Genomic DNA, 22,212 nt, shown 5'->3' on the forward strand with positions numbered 1-22,212 from the left:
GAGTATGAGTTATTTGATGTGGATGGCCGCGACCGGCGGCCTGTTACTGTTGATGTCGTTATCCTACGGCTGGATAAGCCGCGTGCCGATCCCGGTGTTTGGTTTATATCTGGTGGTTGGCATTATCTGCGGCCCGTGGGAGATGGGCGTTCTTAATATCGATATTGAAGCGAATGCAGAGCTTATTCGCCGCGTGAGTGAAATCGCGATGGCAGCCTCGCTGTTTATTACTGGCCTGAAAATCCGCCTGCCGCTCACCTCTCCCTACTGGAAGATGGGCATTAAGCTGGCGCTGCCCGCTATGCTACTGACCATTGGCGGGATTACGGTCGCCGCCCACTATCTGCTCGATCTGGCCTGGCCGCTCTCGCTGGCGCTTGGCGCGATCCTGGCGCCCACCGATCCGGTGCTGGCAAGCCTGGTGGCGATCAACGACGCGCGCGATGATGACCAGCTGCGCATTGCGCTCTCCAGCGAGGCGGGGCTTAATGACGGCACCGCGCTCCCCTTCTTAATGCTGGCGCTGATTTGGTACAAAGCCGATGGCGTGCCGTCGGGCGAAGAGCTGCTGCACTGGCTGAGCATCGATCTGCTCTGGGCGCTGGTCGGCGGCTTGCTCATCGGCTACGGTCTGGGCCGACTGATTGGCCTGATAGCAACCCGTTCACGCCATAAACAGGGCGAAGTTGCGCCCAGCGACTTTATCGCGCTGGCGCTGATCTGCCTGAGTTTCGCGCTGGCCCAGTCCGTCGATGCCTCCGGTTTCCTCGCGGCCTTTGCTGCCGGGATTGGCCTGCGCAGCGCCGAAGTGAGCGTGCAGAAGCGCCACGGCGATCCCGAAGAGGAGGAGGATGTGCCAGCGGAGATGCAGGTTAACCCGCACCTGCGCCATGCGCTGGAGGAGCAGAACCCAATTAAATCCGTAGGCCTGGTGATTGGCGACGCTCTCTCTTTTGGCGATACCGTTGAGCGACTGCTGGCGGCACTGCTGGTAATTGTCCTTGGTGTTACCCTCTCGCATCACTGGGATGCACACGCGCTTGGGCTGGCCTTTGTGCTGTTTCTGGTGATCCGCCCGCTATCAGTGTTTATTGTGACGCTGCGCTCCGGCACCACATGGTTTCACCGCGCGAGCCTCGGCTGGCTCGGCATTCGCGGTATCGGCAGCCTTAACTATATTGCCTATGCCTATGTCCACGGTTTGCAAGGGGAGGATGGCAATATCGTCGCCCATATTGCTATCACTATTGTGACCCTGAGCGTGTTGCTGCACGGCATATCGGTGACGCCGCTATTAACGGTGCGCAATAAAAAACTGGCGCGCAAAGCGAAACGTTAAGCACCGCCCGGCAATCACTGCAAAAGCGTGGCAGAGTGGCCGCGGTTTTCCTGTAAACATTGATGAGGTTGCCTGTGACACCGATTGAGAGCTTCACGTCAGAAAAGGGGCTATGGATAAATAAACCGGCCCACGTTACACAGAGCGATGAGCAACTGCTGATGCGCACCGGGGCAAATACCGATTTTTGGGTCAAGACCTGGTACGGCTTTGAGCGGCACTCCGGCCATGCTTTTGGTTTTATGCTGGAGGGGGAGTTTACCCTTGAAGTGAAGATCGCCGCCGCGTTTGAACAGCTCTATGACCAGGCGGGGATCTTTATTGAAGCGTCCGAAACGCAGTGGGTAAAAAGCGGCATTGAGTATAACGATGGCGCGCCCGCCATTGGCTGTGTGGTGACGCAGGGGCAGTCTGACTGGTCGACCGGCGTTTTCCCGGGCGATGCGCGTGAGTTCTGGATGCGCGCGACGCTTGAGAAGCAGGCGTTACGCCTGCAATACTCCGCCGATGGTAAAACGTGGCCGCTGCTGCGGCTCTTTCCGTGGCAGGACAGCGGTCATCGCTTTGTTGGTGTGATGTGCTGCTCCCCGGAAAGAGCGGGGCTGGATGTGCGCTTCGAACAGCTTCGCATCACCCGCCCGCTCGGCAAAACGCTGCATGATTTGAGCTGACCCCAGGCAGCCTGCGCCGCCGGAGGTCTGCACCATCGTGCCTTAACGGCCCGTCGAGAGGGTTTGCAGCACTTTCAATTGCGCAACCGCTTCCTGCATCGCATCCATCCCGGCGGTCAGGGTGCGCAGGTTGCTCAGTTGTTTGGCGATGTTTTCCCGCTCCTGGCGTGTTTGCTGGCTCATCTCGGCGATGGCGTTAGCGGCAAGAATGCTACGCTCCGCCATATCGGTTGCGGTCTCCACCGTTTTGCTGGCGACTTCGCGGATATGCGAGATAGTGTTGACCGCATCGCTGATATTACTCGCCGTCGCTTCCGCCTGCTCTTTTGAGGAGTGCGCCAGACGGCGAACCTCCCCTGCTACCACCGCAAAACCGCGCCCCGCATCCCCCGCGCGCGCCGCTTCTACCGCCGCGTTGAGTGCAAGAATGTTGGTCTGGAAAGCGATGTTGCTGATGCCGTGGGTGATCACGCCGATGCCGTTGGAGATCTGCTCCAGCGAATCCAGCCCTTCGCCAAGACGCCCCTGCGCCCGCTGGCTTTCGGTGGCGATATCACTGATGCCGCGAATACTGCTTTCTGCCATTACCAGCGCTTCGCTCTGGCTCTGGGTTGCGGCCTCCAGCGCTGGCAGAGCCTGCACAATCGGCGCCAGCTCCTGCTGATAGTTCACAACACGGTCCAGCACGCGGGTCTGAATGCTGTTCAGCGCTTCCCAACGGCGCAGCGCGCGCTGGGCGTAGTGCGCGGCATAACCGGCATATTCAACCGGGAACTGCGTCATCGCTTTCACGTCATGGTTAAAGAAGACCAGCGCGGAGAGGGTCTGGTTAATCGGCACGCCGAGGATTTCGCCAAAGCTGGAGAAGCCCGCCGCCGGAATACCTTTAAAGAAGTGGGCATCGTGCAGCTGATCGCTGTTGCCCATACGCCGCAAAATACAGTCATTCATCATGATGGCGGCAGGTTTGCCTTTGCCAGTGATAAAGGTTTGCCAGTCGCGCAGCGTCGCCTGTTTAAAGTCGGTCTCCTGCATCAGGAACAGCCGATCGCCAAACTCCAGATCGCAGAAGAAGTGCACCATGCCGTGCTCAATTTTCGCCACCGAGCGGATGAAATACTCGTCACCCACTTTCACACCAAAGGTCAGCCCTTTCAGGCGCTCGCTTAGCTGCGACTCTTTACAGTTCAGGTGCTCGGCCAGCGCCTGGGTAAACGCCTTCTGTTGCCCCTGGCGGTCAAAGACTGAGGTTACCGTGCGAGAGATGGGATCGGCGTCGGCAATTAACCAACTCTGATCCAGCGGGGTAAAGTTCTGGCTCTTGAAGGGCGAGAAGGATTTGCCCTCCGCCATGCGGCAGAAAACAACCACCGCTTTGCCTTGTAATACGCGGTCACCGACGCCGATCCACGTGCCGTCAAAGGTCGCGCGACCGCCTGCCGATCCGCCAATCGCCAGGCACGGGAAGAGGCCGCTGTTATACCAGGCCTGCATGAAGAAGCCTTCCGAGGCGGAGAGCCCGTCGCAGTAGATCATCGCGAAGGTACGCTCAGCGGAGAGCGCCATGCGCGGTTTAATGGTGTTTAATTCGCGCTGAATGGCGCTAATACGCTGCGCGGCACTCTGGGTGTCATGCAGATGGAGATCGACAATGTGCGTCTCGTGCTCGGCGATAAGGCTATCCGGCAGCAGCAGGAAACTCCCCTCTTGCCCGTCGCCCGCGCAGTAGGTTGTCTGGCGACCGCTGGCGCTCAGCGCACCGTTTGAAGAGAGGGTAATCACCGTCAGATCGGCAGAGGTGAAACGCTGCCACGCCTGGCTGACACGGTGAAAATCTGCTTCGGGCGGCACGAAGGTCAATAAGATACCGGATGAGCGCGCGCCAAGACCCGCAGCCGGGAGAGAAGTTGGTAAATCCCGGCAGTCGAAAATGCCGTTGGCAGGTTGCGAGCCACCGGTCAGACGGGAACCCAACAAACCGCGACATAGTGATCTTACGAAAGCCATAATACTGTTTTCCTTAAAATAAAAATTTGCGCATGAAAAGCGCTTACTGGTGTTGTTAAAGGAGGGCTAAAAGCAGATCCGTCGCGATCAGAACTCATAAAAAAAAGAGAATTACGCCCCTACGTAATTGAAGGAGACGCTAAGACGTTATCGTCAATTTGCCCTAAAGCTTCACTAATCGGTGCAATAGGCAGAACTATTCCGCACAAAATTGGTTACGAGTGAAGCAGATAGCGTTTTAAATATTTGCCTTCATTTACTAATGGCTTGCTTAATGCCCGATACTATTCGCCAACTAATAAAATCATTACCCTCGTGTATTATGGGCCTATCATTACTTTATAAGTTAATACTCAGACTACCCATTTTCATGGGATGTTTGCTGTGGCAGTTTAATTCCCCCTGTTAAGTAGTTAGCATGTACGCCACGCGTATTTATAATCACCTAAGGATTAATCGTGCATAACGATTACAACGGAAACAGCCATATCAGCGAGTTTGAGCGCGATGAGGCAAACCGCAGGATAGCGGCGCATAGTCCCCATGCCGCCGCTGCAGGACCGGCGGCTGTAAGTGTAGTTATGATTTTACTGCTTGCCGCTTTTTCGCTTTTCGCGCTGCTCTTTTTTGCCGTAAAAGCTTTTCTTACGCGCGGTGCGCCGAAATTATGGCCGGGCTCTGCCGCACGTGCGCTGAAATTATTCCTGCTGTATGAGTTTCTTTTTTATCTTTTCACTATGCTGGCCTCCTGGTGGTATGCGTTTATTTATGCCATCTCAGCTACGCTGCCAATTCCACAGCTCTTCTCCTGGATCGCTTTGGCACGATTTTGGCTTTATCAGCAAATAAATACCCAATTGCTTTACTCCATTAATGTGGGGCAATTAGAAGTGCATTATCTGACGCTGCTGTGCATAAACAGTCTGTCGATAATTATTTGGTTGTTACTCGCTAAAACGCTGGCAACCTTTCAGCCCCATCTGAAGTGGTTCCGTTTTACAGATGCCACTGGCCTGCGCATCAACTGGCTACGAGTGATGAAGGTTCACATGATCACCTCTCTGCTCTTCTGGAGCGTGGTGATGTTCTTTAGCTAACCCCGGCCAGAGAGTGCGCAGTTAACTGCCCCTGCCCACTGTGAGACTGGCTTTTTGTTAACAATCACGTTATAAACCCTGAACGCAGATGTTTAGACGTCCATACGTTTAGAGGGTTGTATGCAAAATCAGCAGGATCAGGCGCAGGGGCAGCTTAAGCGCACCATGAAGACCCGCCACTTAATTATGCTGTCGCTGGGCGGCGTCATTGGCACCGGGTTGTTTTTTAATACGGGTTATATCATCTCAACGACCGGTGCCGCCGGCACGCTGTTAGCCTATCTGATTGGCGCGCTGGTGGTCTGGCTGGTGATGCAGTGCCTCGGTGAACTTTCTGTAGCGATGCCGGTTACCGGCGCGTTTCATGTCTATGCCGCGCGCTACCTTGGCCCGGCAACCGGCTATACCGTGGCCTGGCTCTACTGGCTGACGTGGACAGTGGCGCTGGGCTCGAGCTTTACCGCCGCCGGATTCTGCATGCAGTACTGGTTCCCGCATGTTCCGGTCTGGACATGGTGCGTCATCTTCTGCGTGGCGGTTTTCGCCCTTAACGTCGTCTCGACGCGCTTTTTCGCCGAAGGGGAGTTCTGGTTCTCGCTGGTAAAAGTGATCACCATCATTGCTTTTATTCTGCTTGGCGGCGCGGCGATCTTTGGCTTTATCCCGATGCAGGATGGCTCCGCCGCGCCCGGTCTTGCCAATATCACCGCTGAAGGGTGGTTCCCCCACGGTGGCCTGCCGATTTTGATGACCATGGTGGCGGTGAACTTTGCCTTTTCCGGTACCGAGCTGATTGGCATCGCCGCAGGCGAAACGCAGAACCCGCAGCAGGTGATTCCGGTCGCCATTCGCGCCACTATCGTGCGTTTGATTCTCTTTTTTATCGGCACCGTCTTTGTGCTGGCGGCGCTGATCCCGATGCAGCAGGCAGGCGTCGAGAAGAGCCCCTTCGTGGTGGTGTTCGAGAAGATCGGCATCCCTTATGCCGCCGATATTTTTAACTTTGTTATCCTGACGGCGATCCTCTCGGCGGCTAACTCGGGGCTGTATGCCTCCGGGCGCATGCTCTGGTCGCTCTCAAACGAGAAGACGCTGCCGCGCTGCTTTATGCGCGTCACCAAAAACGGCGTGCCGCTGACGGCGCTCTCCGTCTCTATGCTGGGCGGTGTACTGGCGCTGCTCTCCAGCGTCATCGCTCCCGATACGGTGTTTGTCGCGCTGTCGGCGATCTCCGGTTTCGCCGTGGTGGCCGTGTGGCTCAGTATCTGTGCGGCGCACTTTGTCTTTCGCCGCCGCCATTTGCAGTCCGGCAAGTCGCTTGCGGATCTGCACTACCATGCGCCATGGTACCCACTGGTGCCGATCGCCGGTTTCCTGCTCTGCCTGCTGGCGTGCGTCGGCCTGGCGTTCGATCCCGACCAGCGCATTGCGCTCTACTGCGGGTTGCCCTTTGTAGCCCTGTGCTATGGTGCTTACTGGCTGACCCATCATGAAAAAGCGAAGGAGAGTGAACATGTCGCGCCCTAACCCCCTGAACGCGCTGCTGGAGAAGCAGCCCTTTATTGTGCTCGATGGCGCGATGGCAACGGAGCTTGAAGCGCGCGGCTGTAACCTTGCCGATAACCTCTGGTCCGCCAAAGTGCTAATGGAAGCGCCGGAGCTGATCCGCGATGTGCATCTCGACTATTTCCGTGCCGGTGCGCAGATAGCGATAACTGCCAGCTACCAGGCAACACCGCTCGGCTTTGCCGCACGCGGCCTGGATGAGGCGCACTCGCGCGCGTTGATTAGCAAAAGCGTTGAGCTGGCGCAGGCGGCGCGTGATGCCGCGCTGGCGGAAAACCCGCAGGCCGGGCCGCTGCTGGTAGCGGGATCCGTTGGGCCCTATGGCGCGTATCTGGCAGATGGGTCGGAGTATCGCGGCGACTATATTCGCACCGCTGAGGAGTTTACGGATTTTCATCGCCCGCGCATTGAGGCGCTATTAGCGGCGGGCGCCGATTTGCTGGCCTGCGAAACGCTCCCCTCGTTTGCGGAGATAAAAGCGCTGGCTGCACTGTTGCAGACCTGGCCTGAGGCGCACGCATGGTTCTCGTTTACGTTGCGCGACGCGCACCATTTAAGCGACGGAACGCCACTTGCAGAGGTGGTGAAGGTGGTGGAAGCGACGCCGCAGATTGTGGCGCTCGGCATTAACTGCATTGCGCTGGATAAGACCAACGATGCGCTGGAACATCTGCACAGCCTGAGCGCGCTGCCGCTGGTGGTCTATCCCAACTCAGGTGAGACCTACGACGCGGTAAGCAAAAGCTGGCATGCACACGGTGCAGCCTGCGACACGCTGGCCGGGCATCTGCCCACGTGGCTGGCCTCCGGGGCAAGGCTGATTGGCGGCTGCTGTCGCACAACGCCTGCAGATATTGCCGCCCTGCACCACTGTTGTACGAAATGATCGTCCCCCTGCGGTGGCTAGCGTGAACGCCAGCGTTGATATCCCCAGCTCAGCGCGCCGTTAATGATAAGCCTGCCGCCGCAGGCCGGATAACCGGGCGGATCGACCGCAATGTTGCGCATTGAAGGGAAGATATCGAAACGCTGGAATATGGCCGCCAGCCGTTGATGCGCCGGGTTCAGATCCGGCAGCGAAAACCACACCAGTTCGCCAAGTGAGCGCTCAAGCCACTCCTCTACCTCCCCCTCTTCGCTGACGGGACTCCTCAGCGCCGGACTTTGCGCCATCGTCTGTAGTTCAGCATAGTGACGGATACGCCAGCCGCAAAACTCCAGCGTTTCGCCTGCGTAATAGAGCCCATCCAGATATTCGCTCTCATCGCGGCTTAATGTTTCCGCTTGCGCCTCGGTCAGGCTATCCAATAAGAATCGCGCGGCAAGGGTCGGCAAGTTATGCACCACAACCCCCGGATGCTCGCCACTCCCGCCGCCCAGCACCAGGTTTTGCGGCGTGGCGCTGAAGTCATACGCTCCCCAGCTGCCGTCGCCCTTGATGGTTTCCAGCGGGTGGTAGATCGGCAGGTAGCCAAGGGTGCCGATTATTTCGTGGTCAAAGCCGTCGATATAGCTCATACAGATCCTTTTGCGTGATCAATAATTAACTGAACTCATGGCTCATGCTATAAATTATTGCCCACAATGTCATGAGCGCCATGATATTTATTGCGTAGTTATTAATATGAGTTCATTTGCTGAGTCATAACAAAGAATTTTTTTATAATTTGGCACAACGACGCCATTATTTACTGAGCACAAAAACATGTAGTTCCAACCGGGAGCCCCCCAGTATGCCGCATCGATATTTTCTAAAGCAAAATCAGTGCTACACACCACGCAAGGTTGCTTTTGTGAATACCAAAAAGCCATGTACTCATCTTCAACGGTGCCAGCAGTATTTATCCATATTCTTACTTTTTCACTCTCTAAGTCACCATTGTCATCAGAGAATGAGCGTAGTGAAGTACTTATAATATTAAGCTGCTTGAAATCAAGATGACCCGCCATCCAGGGAAGAGATTCAAGAACTTCATAAAACACCATTGATAAAGCATCATGGCTAACAATTGCGCCAAGCTTCTTCCACTCCTTTAATATACGATTATCTATAAACCTCATATAGTGCTCTCTCATCGTTGCAATCTATAATTATAAAACATGGAAGTATTCATTCCGGCACCAGTAATTCAAAGAGAGGGTCTTCCTGGGTTGCCAGTATGTATTCAGGGCGAACGTTTTCAACGGCAGGGATAATCAATAAAGGAATAATAAGATCGTGCCGCTCGATGGGACTAGCAAGCCAGTCCAATAAATCTTTTTTTCTGGTTATTACGGCATTACCGGTGAAAAATATAAATTTACCTCGGCGGCGAGGCTCATTATTCATCAAAAGATAGTTTTCATGGATAAGTGCTTTATCCAGACCGGCAACATCGAGGACACATTTTAATCTATACTGTTTCAAGGAGTGATAATGCCGAAGAAAATTTTCCTTTGCTTCGTTTGATCCTAATATCTTAATTTTGTTGAGCATTGAAAAATCATACTCCATATATCCAAAATTATCACTCATGCTTCCTCCGCCATTGATATCCCAGCAAATATATACAAAATCACTACCTATTCATATATTCTGGCTGCCATGAGCATATCATAGAGGACTTTCCAATTTACATCTGACGGAACCTCCTGTTTTGTATTGATATAATACTGCTCCATCTCTTCAATCCAATCCTTTAGCGCATCCAAAAAAGAGGCCAGATCGCGATTAGCCCACTCTTCGGGACAAGAGTGAAGATCCTGATTGTATAACGTAAGAAAAGCCAGAAAATCGGCTTTTGTTTTTATTTCTTTATCGCAAGGATTCATTTTACACTCCTGATTTTTTATATAAATGATAACAACATCATACTTTCAGCATAGATTATAATGTTTCACTATCTGCTGAGATTTTTCCCGTAATGCTGTCATTTTCAGATAAACAAAACCGTAAAAAATCTTCATCGGTGATCTACCCCTCTCGTAGGGGGCTATTATTAATGACAGACAGAACCAACTCTCTTGTATTAAGCTCCATAACGTCTCTTATATTCGCTTTTCATTAGCCAGCAAAAGATCTCTTTTGTGCCGTAACGCTGTTGTAATAAGTGAGCAGATGATATCACTTCTGGTCACAAAAAACTGCCAATCTCTGTTATCTGGCTTAATGCCAAAACGGAATGCGCCTTTCATGAGAAGAGCAAAAGCCGTTCCTGGGGGAGAGAACGGCAAAGACACATCATGGTCAAAAGAGACCATATACCATTCATTTTCTATAAGTTTTTTATGGTAACTATTAAGCATTATCTAATGTGCAAAAATGAAATTAGAATGCGTATGGCTGCATACTTTCGACAGAGAATCCACATCCATACTGCACGCCCATATCACGTTAGAGGGTTAGAGTTATGAAGTTGCCCGCCACTGGTTAGCTTGTGGAAAATGAGGAGCGCCCTCCTGAGACATTTATCAAGGGAGGCAAGGTCGAAATATTTATCCCTTATGACGGTTAAGTGACCCTGCATAAATGTTGCACTCTTTTGGAAGGGCGCGGTAAAAGATCGGTAAATATGATGATTAGCCTAAAGTTTTTTCATATTTTGACGATAAAGCTGTTATGGATGTATCAGTCGGCGTCGATTGTTTATAAATAAAAAAGAAAGGATTTATTATGCGGTTGCTATTGTTGATTTCATCTTTACTATTTATCACTTCATGTGGCGATAAAAATAAATCAGAGTTTATGGATGGTTGCACAGGCGGGAACAGAAGTGACTACGCGCATAAAGTTTGCTCATGTGCATACGATAAAATGAAAGATACCTATGGTGACCCGGACAAGTGGGAATCCAGAGTATACAGCGAGGGAACGAACAACTTGATTTCTGCGATGAAAAAATCAATTGAAAGTTGCCAATAAAGAAAGGCTGCAGATGCAGCCTTTTTCTTATTTTTTTAATGAGGCATAAGCTATAAAACCGAACAGTAGTAAACTGCCGACAATGGCCCCTAAAGTTGGAAACCAGATGAAAGGCCAGACCAGCCCACGGCCGACATTGTATGCAAAACCTTTATAATTAAAATCGCCCCAGATACTACCATATATGGTAGTTGCAATAGCCAACATGAAATAAACTGAAAAAAACGTACCTTTAATATTCATTTTGAATCCCCATTATGATTTTTTATCGTTAATTAAGTGCTGTGTATTTTAATACTATCAGGAGCAAGTCCAAATATCGAAAGTTATTATGCGTAACGTCTGTTTTTTTAAGCTTTTTGACGACTGCTGAAGCTTAAACGAAACTAATCCAAAATTTTATTAACAGGCGAAACTATCTACATCCCCACTAATTTGCTGCGCAGTGACTCTACAATAAATACTGCTGAGGCAATGACGATGATTACCGGGCCAGAGTCGAAACCTTGTGCGGAAAAATCACTCTGGCATGTGTACTTTTACCTGAGCAGAAACACCATTGATAACAGAGGAGAGGATTAATTCCAGCAAACCCGGTCTATATCTAAAACCCTCCAGCTCGGGTTTAAGAAGAGACTTCTTACGTAGACTACTCAATTCTTAGCGCGCAATCATATACGGTTACTCATCATGTCTAACGTTATCAAGTTCTTAACTAACTAGCTTTCAGTATCTGAACTACGCTCACAAAGGAAATCATGTAAGTTATCCCCTAAAGGGAGAGAGATTTTATCTCGACAGGAGAGAAAACATCATATTGACGTTCATTCAGAGCTATACCGTGGATATGTCGGGCAAACACAACGGGCAAGAAGAGAAGATCACGCGCAGGCAAAAAAAAGCCGTTCCTTGGGGAGGGAACGGCAAATACACATCACGGTCAAAAAGAGACCATACATCATTCAGTTTCTATAAGTTTTTCAAAGTTACTATTAAGTATTGATTAATGTAACCAAATGAAACATGGATAGAGGGGGTTGTATGCTTGCAGCTGAGTCGTTCCCCCATAGCGGCCCCCATTAACAGTAGGGTCTGGTCGGTATAAACGGGAGAGTTCTTTAGAAGAAAAGGTTACTTGCTCAGAATGAAACGAGCCTACTCGTCCCCACAGACCTACCCCGCTGGTAGAGAGTCACGTTACGATAAAGGGTTGCAGAAATCTGATGATAAATATTACTCTGCTCATGCCTGGTGCAAATGCAAACAACATTTTATGGTTCAGGAGTGTAGATGAGTGTCTTAGAATATAAACGCGCTTTACTTTATCGAAAAGCACAAGGTAATGTTCATAGAGAGAGCTATTTTAAAAAAATACATGCATTTACCGGTTCTGTAGTAAATAAAGGAGATTTTTTAACGCTTGAGGAAACAGACGGTATCATTGACGCCCTTAAAAAAAGCAAGGTTGATTTAGACCAGAGCATACAACTCGACAACTACCAACAAATTATATCTTTTATCAAAGCGCAGCTTGGCAGGTTATTTTTCTATTTATTGATTGATGAAGAGTGGAAATATTTCGGAGCTTACATAACTAATTTAATTCACCTCGAAGATTATAGTTTCGACACACTAAAATCGGATGAGATAAGAGTAATCCCCCAGGATTTATCCTTTCAAATTTTGGTAGACTTTGATGACAATGAATTAACTCTGGAATATACATCTTATAAATGAAGTTATTTACAGACCCCGTTGCATACAGATACAGGGCATTCACACCGGGAAGTTATCCCCACGGCTAAGATGATGTTATGCCAGTGTTATGCGGTCGCAGTGTGACAATTTCCAACATCAAGGTGTTAAAAAAGCATATACCCCCCTTCCTGAGTGGACAAACTCAGTTTTATAGAAAATAAGTTCATCGCAGGTGACTCCCCGGGTAGTAATTACTTCAATCAACAATCATCGTGTGAAAGGTATTTACTATTTCGATAGAACGCAACTGCATGCAGGTAACACTATGCAAGTCTTCAAAATAGCAGAAAATAATGAATCCGTTAACCTCTACAGTGTAGCTGATGATTTCTCGAGCTTCTTTGAAAAGATAGCGAAAATTACAAGTAAATAAAGGGTGAGCATCACTCATTACTCCCTTATCCTTATATTCAGATTTATACCAATCGTATCGCTGTTATTTAAATGAGGATAATAAAAAACGCAAACAATATACACGCGACCGCATCACTGATATAAGAAGCGGTGTTATTTGCCAGATACACCGCTTCTCTAAAAAATCTATTCGCAGACCGCAACAACCTTGCTGTGCTTATTATATGCTACAGAGCATTTTTTGGCGGTGGCCGGAACGATCACCTCAACGGTCTGCTTTGTATTCTTGTAGTGGCATATGAAATAGAGCGATGTTTTATGCTCTTTAGCTTCATCCTGATAATCAGGTAATGTCCACACTGTCTCCTGGTCACTGTCCGGCATCAGCTCTACTAACGCTTTCGGTGGCCCGACGAACAGGCTGGCATCGCTTAAGGCATGGGTTTTATCCTGCGTTGTCGGATAGGACGGACAGGTTGTTGACGTTGCATGAACGCCACTCACGGATAAAAACAGCCCTGCGCTCAATAACAGCGTCTTACTCCACAACATAATAGTTATCTCCGTTATTTTCCGCGCGGGGTGCCTTATGAAAACGGATGGTGCGTTTGCTGACATAATGCGGTGTCGCGACTCGTTCACCACCAGGCAGTTTTTTATATGTCATCCACTGATCCAGAACCTGGATTCCGGAGGCATCCAGGCCCAAATAAATTGCGGCGTGAGAGCTGCCATCCGTATGGTTACCATAACGACCATTTGCATCAAAGGTAGCAATCGCCGTACCGGGTGCGATAGAGGTATTACCCTTTACTAACGCCCCTCGTTTCCATGCAACGGTACGCGGCATATTCGCCGCTTTTTGCGTGTACGCTACACACTGCCCATTACCTACAGACTTACCGACATAGGCTGACGGCGTGCTTGCGATATATGCCATGAGTTGACTTCCATCCATAATGTAAGTGCCGTCATTTTGCTCCTAATGTAAAGTTATGCAAATGAAGGAGTAGTGCCACGCTCAAATTAAGACTACTCCTGGTTTATTGCCATTTTCACAAGCGCTATCAGCAACTTATTAAAAAAAGGGATGATGCCCGTGCCTCTGTTGAGCTCGCGTCTCTGATGACCGATTCATGATTTCTGACTGACTGGCGAATGAGTGAGCCTCCGTAGAGGTTGGTGTACTGTTAACCTAACGGAAAAAGAGAATCTACCTATGAACGCCATAGAAAAAAGCCAGTCGATGAGATAGTGAAAGCTGCGGCTTTGACGAGTTATTTTAAAATAATAAATTTTTGAATATTTATCATAACCTATAATTCTACCTACATTGCATGTAGAGCATGAATAACAGATGTTGATTAACCTCAATTAAGCGTCACTATCAAGCCGCCGAAATTTCCACATGCACTAGCTTGATATAGCTGACAGGAGATACCCAGGCGCGGCGATCTGCGTTGTCAGACGCCGGTCGACGACATCCTGAATGATTTTGAGTCGATTAACTTCATCCAAAGTAAAAAACTCCGCTACATGAGCCGTCATCACAATCCCTTGAGGGTAAATCTACGTGACGGACATCTTAACTTAGCCCCGAACGGACATTACCACTTTGCTACTACATAGATGATGTCCATTTTCAGAAAAAGTTTGAGCTAATACACGTTATCAGTTCAGCGGTGTCAGAGCGCTCAGTTTAACAAAACCACGTCTGTTGCTCAGATGCCCTTTTTCCGCTTCATCGTAAATTGCAACATAGATCCACGCTTTATCGACGGTTCTGATTTTAGCCAGCGTTTCATTACTGTTGACTGAGGCCAAATCTGACGCTGTTTCACTGGCCTCGCTTTTCAGGGATAACGTTTTTTCACCCTCTTTCAATTGATACAACACGAGATAAGGCGTATCTGATCCACAGCCGCCAAAATCCTGGGTCATCATATCGTCAGCGTTTTGCGCAGCATTATCCGGCTGAAATGACTGCAGATCGGCTTTATAGTTATCTGCGTTGCACTCCATATAGTTAACCACCGCAGGTACTTTAATCGTACCGGGTTGGTTAACGTACCACTCTTTAAAGGTAAAGAAGTTATCCGGGATATTCTTAAAGGTCTTTTTTATAAATGCGATTTTCTGCGCTTCACTGCCTTTAGCAGTAATATCAATTACTTTGTTATCTTTCTTTTTATTACCCAAGGCAAAATAGCGAAACTCTAACTCTGGCGTGTTGACCGTTGCATCAGCATTCCAGTTCGGTTGCCAGTAAGCCTGGAGTACACCGTTCTTTATTTCCACCGTCGCCATTGCGCGAAGAGAGAATACAGAAATAAAAATAAGGAACATCAAGCTGGCGTATTTTTCCATTTTTTGCAATCCACGTAGCATGAGGTGATTAATACATTAAAATTTTCTATCCCTTTATCAACCATCAATTGCTTAATCTCTTCATATAACCCCAGACTTTGCCCTATTCGGCCATCTCCCTTTGACTTCCCGGGCAATAAACAACCGTCCGTGTCGGCGGGAACGTTGCCTGGATGGATCAGTATAGCGCGACTTGAGGGTACACTCGCATTGAACAAATTAGGTAATGGACTGAATTTCCGCATTCTGCTGCTGGCATACCATTTCAAGCTATAGGCGCCGTCAGGGATTCTTTTTCGTAAATTTGCTTCCGTCGTATCCGGCCCGGGGCGTTCCAGAAAATAACCGGAGATTTCAGTGCCGGATATCGAGGATTCACTTATTGTTGATTTTTCGCTCTGCCATAAGCGTTTGATGAAAATAGTGTAAGACATGATGATTTATTCCATCTTGTTTTTATTGCTCTCTCACTTGTACTTATCATATGAAAGAGAGCTTTATTTCATTATTCCGGCGCAAACAAAATGCGTAGTTAGGATTATTCCTATAAGGGCTTTGTTGCCCACTCAGTCGCTGATTTGCAACCGCACGGTTCCGGTCTGCATACTCCACCGGCCAGTATCCTGCCCCCTTTCGCGGAGGAATTAAGGCGCTGATTTTCTTCCGGCGCAGTTCCATAGAGGGGGTAGGTCACTCCGTTAGATACTTTTTCTGGATTGGTCGTCTTGTTGGTGTAGACGGAAAAAGATAAGTGTTCGAGTTGAGGCGGAGCACTTTTAGAAAATCTATAGCCTGTGTAGATAGCTGAACGTAACGTTCCACGCCTGTTTTCGTCTCTCTCAGGTATATCGCCCCCTTCTCCAGATCAACATCCTTCCACGCCATGTCACAGACCTCTCCGGTACGGCAACCTGTCCACAAGGTAAGACGAAGCACGTTTTTGATTGTTGGGAAAAAGCAGAGCCTGGCAGCCACTGGAGAAACTTTTTAAGCACAGCTTCACTCAGCACACGCGTACCACGATTATTAGTAAGCTTGATTCGAGTCTGACGGAGGCTGGACTTTGCCAACAGAGCGGAATTTGCAAAGCTGGCATCAAAACGCCCCAGACCAATAGCGAACTCGTAGGCCAAAAACAACTCCCGTAGAACGTTACCGGCTTGCACTTTTGCTCCTGTGGCAACAATGCCATTGGTAAGCGTAATCACGTCATTGTGTGTGATTTCAGCGGCATTATGATCGCCCAGCTTATCTACCGCATCGGCATACAGTGTCCTGGGCACTTCATCCTGGCCTTTCTTCTTCCGGGCTCCCGGAATAATTTTGCCATCCTTAGTTTTGCGGTCCTCAATGCGCTCAGTCAGGTAGAGTTCGACCAAACCCTGAATAGTTAGCTCAGGCACTTTGGCCTGTTCAGCCTCGATTGCACGAAGTTGTTTTTCCTGCCTGAGCTCTGATCACCGACCTTCCTGACGGAGGAGCTTTAATTCGTTGAGTTTAAGGCGTGCAGCGGCGAGAGAAGTGTGCGGGAAGTTGCCAATTTTGACCTGAGCAAGTTTTCCAGTCACAGGGCTCGTGTAACGGTAGAAAAAAGATTTAACACCCGTCGCACCAGAGGAGACACGTAAACCACGATTTTCGCCAATATCAGCTTTATCTTTGTCGCCTGGCGTCATCATTTCTATCGCTTTAAACGACAGTGGCTTTGCCTCTTGTTTTCCTGCCATAAAGACTTCGTTATCATGCTCCCTACGCATTTATGAAACGAAATGTAGGTTGTGCTGTAAGTAGCCATATTTTACCAGGCTATAGGTTGGCAAGGTACACTTTAACCTACATTTAAATGTAGGATTTCATGAGATCCAATGAGACAAAGTGAAACTCAATGAGAACAAAAAACATCACTAACTCATTAAAATTTAAGAAAATGGACATCACAAGCCGATGAGTACACTAGAGAATTTCGACGCCCATACGCCCATGATGCAGCAGTACCTGAAGCTCAAAGCGCAGCATCCGGACATTCTGCTCTTTTATCGCATGGGCGACTTCTATGAGCTCTTTTATGACGATGCAAAACGCGCGTCGCAGCTAATGGATATCTCCCTGACCAAACGAGGTGCTTCTGCCGGAGAGCCGATCCCAATGGCGGGCGTGCCGCATCATGCGGTGGAGAACTACCTGGCAAAGCTGGTGAGCCTTGGTGAATCAGTAGCGATTTGCGAGCAGATTGGCGATCCGGCCACCAGCAAGGGGCCGGTTGAGCGCAAGGTTGTACGCATCGTCACGCCAGGCACCATTAGTGATGAAGCGCTACTACAGGAGCGCCAGGATAACCTGCTGGCCGCCATCTGGCAGGATAGCAAAGGCTTTGGCTACGCCACGCTGGATATCAGCTCCGGGCGTTTTCGTCTCAGTGAACCGGCCGACCGCGAAACCATGGCTGCTGAACTGCAGCGCACCAACCCTGCCGAGCTGCTCTATGCGGAAGATTTCGCGGAAACCGCGCTGATTGAAGGCCGACGCGGGTTGCGTCGCCGCCCGCTGTGGGAGTTCGAAATCGATACCGCCCGCCAGCAGCTCAACATGCAGTTTGGCACCCGTGATTTGATTGGCTTCGGCGTTGAGAATGCCGCGCGCGGCCTGTGCGCCGCCGGCTGCCTGTTGCAGTACGTCAAAGATACGCAACGTACCGCGCTGCCCCATATCCGCTCTATTACTATGGAGCGTCAGCAGGACACCATTATTATGGATGCTGCTACGCGCCGTAACCTGGAGATCACCCAGAACCTCGGAGGCGGGATTGAAAGCACCCTGGCCTCGGTGCTCGACCGCACTGTCACGCCGATGGGCAGCCGTATGCTGAAACGCTGGCTGCACATGCCGGTACGCGACACGAAAGTGCTTACCGAGCGTCAGCAAACCATCAGCGCGCTGCAAGATCGCGCCGCCGAGCTGCAACCGGTATTGCGCCAGGTGGGCGATCTGGAGCGTATTCTGGCGCGTCTGGCGCTGCGTACCGCCCGCCCGCGCGACCTGGCGCGTATGCGCTACGCCTTCCAGCAACTGCCGGAGCTACGCGCACAGCTGGCTGACGTCGACTGCGCGCCGGTGCAGGCGCTGCGAGAGAAAATGGGCGAGTTCAGCGAACTGCGCGAACTGCTTGAGCGCGCCATTATTGAAGCCCCACCGGTGCTGGTGCGTGACGGCGGCGTCATTGCCCCCGGCTATCATGCTGAACTGGATGAGTGGCGCAGCCTCGCCGATGGCGCGACAGATTATCTCGACCGGCTGGAGATCCGTGAACGTGAGCGCCTGGGACTCGACACTCTGAAAGTGGGTTATAACGCGGTGCATGGCTACTTTATCCAGATCAGCCGCGGGCAGAGCCATCTCGCGCCGATCCACTATGTGCGCCGCCAGACGCTGAAAAACGCCGAGCGCTACATCATTCCTGAACTGAAAGAGTATGAAGACAAAGTTCTCACCTCGAAGGGCAAAGCGCTGGCGCTGGAAAAGCAGCTCTATGAAGAGCTGTTCGATCTGTTGATGCCACACCTCGGCGACCTGCAGCAGAGCGCCTCCGCGCTGGCGGAGCTGGATGTGCTGGTAAACCTCGCCGAGCGTGCCGACACCCTGAACTACTGCTGCCCAACCTTTAGCGATAAGCCGGGCATCCGCATTAGCGAAGGGCGTCACCCGGTGGTGGAGCAGGTGCTGAAAGAGCCGTTTATTGCCAACCCGCTCAACCTGTCGCCACAGCGCCGGATGCTGATTATCACCGGCCCAAATATGGGCGGTAAAAGTACCTATATGCGCCAGACCGCGCTGATTGCTCTGCTGGCCTATATCGGCAGTTATGTCCCGGCGCAGAAGGTCGAGATTGGCCCTATCGACCGCATCTTCACCCGCGTTGGCGCGGCGGACGATCTCGCCAGCGGGCGTTCAACCTTTATGGTTGAGATGACCGAAACCGCCAACATTCTGCATAACGCCACCGAGAACAGTCTGGTACTGATGGATGAGATTGGTCGCGGCACCTCAACCTACGACGGACTGTCGCTGGCGTGGGCCTGTGCGGAGAATCTGGCGAATAAGATCAAAGCGCTGACGCTGTTTGCCACCCACTACTTTGAGCTGACGCAGCTACCGGAGAAGATGGAGGGCGTGGCGAATGTGCACCTCGACGCGATTGAGCATGGCGATACCATCGCCTTTATGCACAGCGTGCAGGATGGCGCGGCGAGCAAGAGTTACGGCCTTGCGGTCGCGGCGCTGGCGGGCGTGCCGAAAGAGGTGATCAAGCGCGCGCGCGGCAAGCTGCGTGAGCTGGAGAGCCTCTCACCGAGTGCAGCGGGCACACAGATTGACGGCACGCAGATGTCGCTGCTTGCGCCAGCGGAAGAGACCAGCCCGGCGGTAGAGGCGCTGGAGAATCTCGATCCGGACAGCCTGACACCGCGCCAGGCGCTGGAGTGGATCTACCGCTTAAAAAACCTCGTCTAACAAACGCTGCCGGATGGCGATGATCTCATCCGGCAACACCTTCCTGCGCTACCCAATGGCGTAAAAAATCGACCAGCGCGCGCACTTTGGCAGAGAGATGCTGCGTATCGGCATACACCGCATAAACCCCTTGCGGCGCAAACCTCCACTCAGGCAACAGATGTACCAGCCGCCCTTCAGCCAGCGCGTTTTGCACCAGCCACGCTGGCAGCAGCGCCACGCCACAGCCGGCAAGGGCAAATGACATCAAGGCTTGCGCACTGTCAGCGAAAATGCGTGCTGGCTGCTTTATCTCCAGCGTTTCTCCGCTGCCCGCCGCGTCAGTGACCTGCCAGCGCAGCGGGGAAGCGAGCCGCTCATGAATAATCCACGGCGCGTGTGCCAGGGCGTGCAGCGTCGTTATCGGATGCTGGCTGAGCCACTGCGGCGCGGCAACCGGAAGAATATCAAAGCGTGAAATCAGTGCTGCGTGATAGCGGGAGTCGGCCAGCGTGCCAAGGCGAATAGCGACGTCGAAACGCTCGCTAATCAGATCCGCGTGATGGGACGAGGAGACGTGGCGAATACGCAATGCCGGGTGACACTCGCTGAAAGCCGCCAGCGCAGGGATCACCACCTGCGCGCCATACTCAGGCGTGGTGGTGATGCGCAGCTCGCCGCTGAGCCCGATATGGTTTGCCTGTACCTCATCCTGCAAGTTTTCAGCATCCCGTAACAGCGCCACGCCGCGCTGGTAAAAGAGGCTCCCCGCCTCGGTGAGCGTTAAGCGGCGGGTGGAGCGCAGCAGCAGCGCCACGCCCAGCGAATCCTCCAGCTGGCGGATATTGAAACTGAGCACCGCTTTTGTCTGCCCGAGCGTTGCCGCCGCGGCGGTAAAACTGCCGGTGTCGACGACGGCGATAAACATGGCGACGCGTTGCAGATTGAGCATCGCTTCTCTCGTGATTGTCAAAACAGGTTTGACAGTATATCGCCACCTGCGGCGTTTATCCCCCTCGGGCCAGCGGCTACAGTAGCGCTCCGCACAGAAGGAGGAAAAATGAGGTATCGCAACAAAGTCGCGGTGGTCTATCTGCTGGGCTTTTTTCTTGATTTGATCAATATGTTTATCGCCAGCGTCGCCTTTCCGGCGATGGCGGAGAGCCTGCATGCATCGGTCTCTGCGCTGGCATGGGTCAGCAATGGCTATATCGCAGGGTTGACGGTGGCGATCCTCTTCAGCGCGCTACTGACCCGCTTTATTGGGGCACGGCGGCTCTTTATGCTGTCGCTGTTGCTCTTCAGCGCTGCGGGACTGGCGGCGGGGTTTGCCGACTCACTGGACAGCCTGATTACCTGGCGCGTGGTGCAGGGCCTGGGCGGCGGGTTGCTGATCCCGGTTGGGCAAGCGCTCGCCTGGCAACAGTTCAAACCTCATGAGCGGGCGAAAATCTCCTCTGCGGTGATGCTGGTAGCTCTGCTCGCCCCCGCCTGTTCACCCGCTGTCGGTGGGCTACTGGTGGAACTGCTCGGCTGGCGCTGGATCTTCTTCGTCACGCTGCCGCTGGCGCTGCTGACGCTGCTGCTGGCCGGGTGCTGGCTGAAAGAGGAGGCCAAGCCCGCCGTGTCGCGCCGGCTGCTCGATCTCTCTTTGCTGAAGAACTCACTGCTGCGCTTCGCCATGCTTATCTACCTCTGCGTGCCGGGGATGTTTATTGGCGTCAGCGTGGTGGGGATGTTCTACCTGCAGCGCATGATGGCGCTCACACCTGCGGTGACGGGCGCGTTAATGGTGCCGTGGTCCCTCGCCTCCGCGCTGGCGATCTCCGTGACCGGGCGTTATTTCAATCGCCTCGGCCCGCGACCACTGGTCATAATTGGCGCTCTGCTACAGGCGGCAGGCATTGTGATGCTACTACTTGTTACCCCGTCGACGCCGCTGGCAGTACTTATTGCGAGTTTCGCGCTGATGGGCGCGGGCGGAAGCCTGTGCAGCAGCACCGCGCAGAGCTGCGCTTTTCTCACCATCGATAATCAGGCGATGCCGGATGCCAGCGCGCTGTGGAATCTTAACCGCCAGTTAAGCTTTTTTATCGGTGCCACGCTGCTGGCATTTGTTCTCGGCCTGCTGCAACAGGTTATGCCGCCCCTTTCCGCTTATCGCGGGACATTTACCCTCGCTGCCATAATTACGCTTTTCCCGCTTTTGGGCGCGCTGCGCCTTGATAACCCACACCCCCTGCAACAGCTAAAACAGGAGCAACCATGAAGCGTTATACGACGGAGATTATTGATGCCCATATCGCCATTGAGGCATGGCTGGGCCGCGGTGAAGGGGATTGCGCGGCGCTGATGGCGCGATTTAGCGACCGGTTCAGCATGATTACCCCAGGTGGCGCGACGCTTGATAAACCTGCACTGGTCAACTTTTTCCAGGCGCAGTGCGCGGCGCGGGCGGGACTGAGCATCCGTGTGGATGATATCGAATTACTGGCAGAGTGGGAAAGCGGTGCGGCGCTGCGCTACCGCGAGACGCAACAGTTACCCGATCAGGCGGCGCATCAGCGCTGGTCAACGGTGGTGCTTGATAAAGATAACGGGAAGCTGTTGTGGCGGCACCTGCACGAAACGGCCCTTGCCGGGTAGGAGAAAAGAAAAAAGGCCAGT

At 51.9% G+C, this 22,212-nt stretch carries 21 protein-coding genes and 2 pseudogenes; 9 read left to right on the forward strand and 14 right to left on the reverse strand.

Features of this window, described 5'->3' with window-relative positions; genetic code table 11:
• Positions 1 to 4 precede the first annotated feature (4 nt).
• Both HF650_RS19155 and HF650_RS19160 read left to right on the forward strand, forming a co-directional pair.
• The gene (locus HF650_RS19155) at positions 5 to 1,339 is read left to right on the forward strand and encodes a cation:proton antiporter (RefSeq protein ID WP_187799943.1); all 1,335 of its coding nucleotides are present in this window, start codon (positions 5 to 7) and stop codon (positions 1,337 to 1,339) included.
• 62 nt (positions 1,340 to 1,401) lie between these two features.
• Positions 1,402 to 2,010 carry a DUF1349 domain-containing protein gene (locus tag HF650_RS19160; RefSeq protein WP_223284214.1) on the forward strand — a complete coding sequence of 203 codons (609 nt, stop codon included), beginning with the start codon at positions 1,402 to 1,404 and terminating at the stop codon, positions 2,008 to 2,010.
• A gap of 42 nt (positions 2,011 to 2,052) precedes the next feature.
• On the opposite strand, the gene HF650_RS19165 is transcribed toward HF650_RS19160, so the two are convergent.
• On the reverse strand, positions 2,053 to 4,017 hold the full coding sequence (locus tag HF650_RS19165; protein ID WP_187799945.1) for a methyl-accepting chemotaxis protein: 1,965 nt from the start codon (positions 4,015 to 4,017) through the stop codon (positions 2,053 to 2,055).
• Between the two features lie 458 nt (positions 4,018 to 4,475).
• On the opposite strand from HF650_RS19165, the gene HF650_RS19170 reads away from it, so the two are divergent.
• The 3 genes from HF650_RS19170 to mmuM all read left to right on the forward strand — a co-directional run bounded on the left by HF650_RS19170 (position 4,476) and on the right by mmuM (position 7,566).
• The gene (locus HF650_RS19170) at positions 4,476 to 5,114 is read left to right on the forward strand and encodes a hypothetical protein (protein ID WP_187799946.1); all 639 of its coding nucleotides are present in this window, start codon (positions 4,476 to 4,478) and stop codon (positions 5,112 to 5,114) included.
• A 120-nt stretch (positions 5,115 to 5,234) separates the two neighbouring features.
• Positions 5,235 to 6,641, forward strand: a complete 1,407-nt coding sequence (gene mmuP, locus HF650_RS19175) for an S-methylmethionine permease (RefSeq protein WP_187799947.1) — start codon at positions 5,235 to 5,237, stop codon at positions 6,639 to 6,641.
• On the forward strand, positions 6,628 to 7,566 hold the full coding sequence (gene mmuM / locus HF650_RS19180) for a homocysteine S-methyltransferase (protein ID WP_187799948.1): 939 nt from the start codon (positions 6,628 to 6,630) through the stop codon (positions 7,564 to 7,566). The genes mmuP and mmuM overlap by 14 nt, the downstream gene beginning before the upstream one ends.
• A 17-nt stretch (positions 7,567 to 7,583) precedes the next feature.
• On the opposite strand, the gene HF650_RS19185 is transcribed toward mmuM, so the two are convergent.
• The 6 genes from HF650_RS19185 to HF650_RS19210 form a co-directional block, all read right to left on the reverse strand.
• Positions 7,584 to 8,198 carry a hypothetical protein gene (locus tag HF650_RS19185; protein ID WP_187799949.1) on the reverse strand — a complete coding sequence of 205 codons (615 nt, stop codon included), beginning with the start codon at positions 8,196 to 8,198 and terminating at the stop codon, positions 7,584 to 7,586.
• 87 nt (positions 8,199 to 8,285) lie between these two features.
• Positions 8,286 to 8,741 carry a hypothetical protein gene (locus HF650_RS19190; protein WP_187799950.1) on the reverse strand — a complete coding sequence of 152 codons (456 nt, stop codon included), beginning with the start codon at positions 8,739 to 8,741 and terminating at the stop codon, positions 8,286 to 8,288.
• Positions 8,742 to 8,790: 49 nt separating this feature from the next.
• Entirely contained in the window at positions 8,791 to 9,195 is a 405-nt protein-coding gene (locus HF650_RS19195) for a hypothetical protein (RefSeq protein WP_187799951.1), read from the reverse strand.
• A gap of 47 nt (positions 9,196 to 9,242) precedes the next feature.
• The gene (locus tag HF650_RS19200; RefSeq protein WP_187799952.1) at positions 9,243 to 9,491 is read right to left on the reverse strand and encodes a hypothetical protein; all 249 of its coding nucleotides are present in this window, start codon (positions 9,489 to 9,491) and stop codon (positions 9,243 to 9,245) included.
• A 216-nt stretch (positions 9,492 to 9,707) separates the two neighbouring features.
• On the reverse strand, positions 9,708 to 9,920 hold the full coding sequence (locus tag HF650_RS19205) for a hypothetical protein (protein WP_187799953.1): 213 nt from the start codon (positions 9,918 to 9,920) through the stop codon (positions 9,708 to 9,710).
• A gap of 688 nt (positions 9,921 to 10,608) precedes the next feature.
• A complete protein-coding gene (locus HF650_RS19210; RefSeq protein ID WP_187799954.1) occupies positions 10,609 to 10,824 on the reverse strand; it encodes a hypothetical protein in 216 nt (71 codons plus the stop codon).
• Positions 10,825 to 11,871: 1,047 nt separating this feature from the next.
• On the opposite strand from HF650_RS19210, the gene HF650_RS19215 reads away from it, so the two are divergent.
• The gene (locus HF650_RS19215; RefSeq protein WP_187799955.1) at positions 11,872 to 12,318 is read left to right on the forward strand and encodes a hypothetical protein; all 447 of its coding nucleotides are present in this window, start codon (positions 11,872 to 11,874) and stop codon (positions 12,316 to 12,318) included.
• 561 nt (positions 12,319 to 12,879) lie between these two features.
• On the opposite strand, the gene HF650_RS19220 is transcribed toward HF650_RS19215, so the two are convergent.
• The 6 genes and pseudogenes from HF650_RS19220 to HF650_RS25375 all read right to left on the reverse strand — a co-directional run.
• Positions 12,880 to 13,245 carry an STY0301 family protein gene (locus HF650_RS19220; RefSeq protein ID WP_187799956.1) on the reverse strand — a complete coding sequence of 122 codons (366 nt, stop codon included), beginning with the start codon at positions 13,243 to 13,245 and terminating at the stop codon, positions 12,880 to 12,882.
• Positions 13,232 to 13,633: a BPSL0067 family protein gene (locus HF650_RS19225; protein WP_187799957.1), complete on the reverse strand. Its 402-nt coding sequence runs from the start codon at positions 13,631 to 13,633 to the stop codon at positions 13,232 to 13,234. The genes HF650_RS19220 and HF650_RS19225 overlap by 14 nt, the downstream gene beginning before the upstream one ends.
• A gap of 731 nt (positions 13,634 to 14,364) precedes the next feature.
• The gene (locus HF650_RS19230) at positions 14,365 to 15,060 is read right to left on the reverse strand and encodes a hypothetical protein (RefSeq protein WP_187799958.1); all 696 of its coding nucleotides are present in this window, start codon (positions 15,058 to 15,060) and stop codon (positions 14,365 to 14,367) included.
• Complete coding sequence (locus HF650_RS19235; protein WP_223284215.1) at positions 15,039 to 15,494, reverse strand: DUF5675 family protein; 456 nt, start codon at positions 15,492 to 15,494, stop codon at positions 15,039 to 15,041. The genes HF650_RS19230 and HF650_RS19235 overlap by 22 nt, the downstream gene beginning before the upstream one ends.
• A 127-nt stretch (positions 15,495 to 15,621) precedes the next feature.
• Positions 15,622 to 15,732: pseudogene (locus tag HF650_RS19240) on the reverse strand (IS5/IS1182 family transposase); the annotation flags it as partial.
• Between the two features lie 21 nt (positions 15,733 to 15,753).
• Positions 15,754 to 16,787, reverse strand: a pseudogene (locus tag HF650_RS25375) (tyrosine-type recombinase/integrase); the annotation flags it as partial.
• Positions 16,788 to 17,004: 217 nt separating this feature from the next.
• Between HF650_RS25375 and mutS the strand changes: the two are divergent.
• Positions 17,005 to 19,566, forward strand: a complete 2,562-nt coding sequence (gene mutS, locus HF650_RS19255; RefSeq protein ID WP_187799960.1) for a DNA mismatch repair protein MutS — start codon at positions 17,005 to 17,007, stop codon at positions 19,564 to 19,566.
• A 25-nt stretch (positions 19,567 to 19,591) separates the two neighbouring features.
• Here the strand turns inward: mutS and HF650_RS19260 are convergent, their stop codons facing one another.
• Positions 19,592 to 20,497 (reverse strand): LysR family transcriptional regulator, encoded by a 906-nt coding sequence (locus HF650_RS19260; protein WP_187799961.1) that lies wholly within the window; start codon positions 20,495 to 20,497, stop codon positions 19,592 to 19,594.
• Between the two features lie 108 nt (positions 20,498 to 20,605).
• On the opposite strand from HF650_RS19260, the gene HF650_RS19265 reads away from it, so the two are divergent.
• Positions 20,606 to 21,814 (forward strand): MFS transporter, encoded by a 1,209-nt coding sequence (locus HF650_RS19265; RefSeq protein WP_187799962.1) that lies wholly within the window; start codon positions 20,606 to 20,608, stop codon positions 21,812 to 21,814.
• Entirely contained in the window at positions 21,811 to 22,191 is a 381-nt protein-coding gene (locus HF650_RS19270) for a DUF4440 domain-containing protein (protein WP_187799963.1), read from the forward strand. Before HF650_RS19265 ends, HF650_RS19270 begins: the two co-directional genes overlap by 4 nt.
• Positions 22,192 to 22,212 lie beyond the last annotated feature (21 nt).

The sequence above is a fragment of the Kosakonia sp. SMBL-WEM22 genome, from assembly GCF_014490785.1.
Lineage (GTDB): Bacteria > Pseudomonadota > Gammaproteobacteria > Enterobacterales > Enterobacteriaceae > Kosakonia.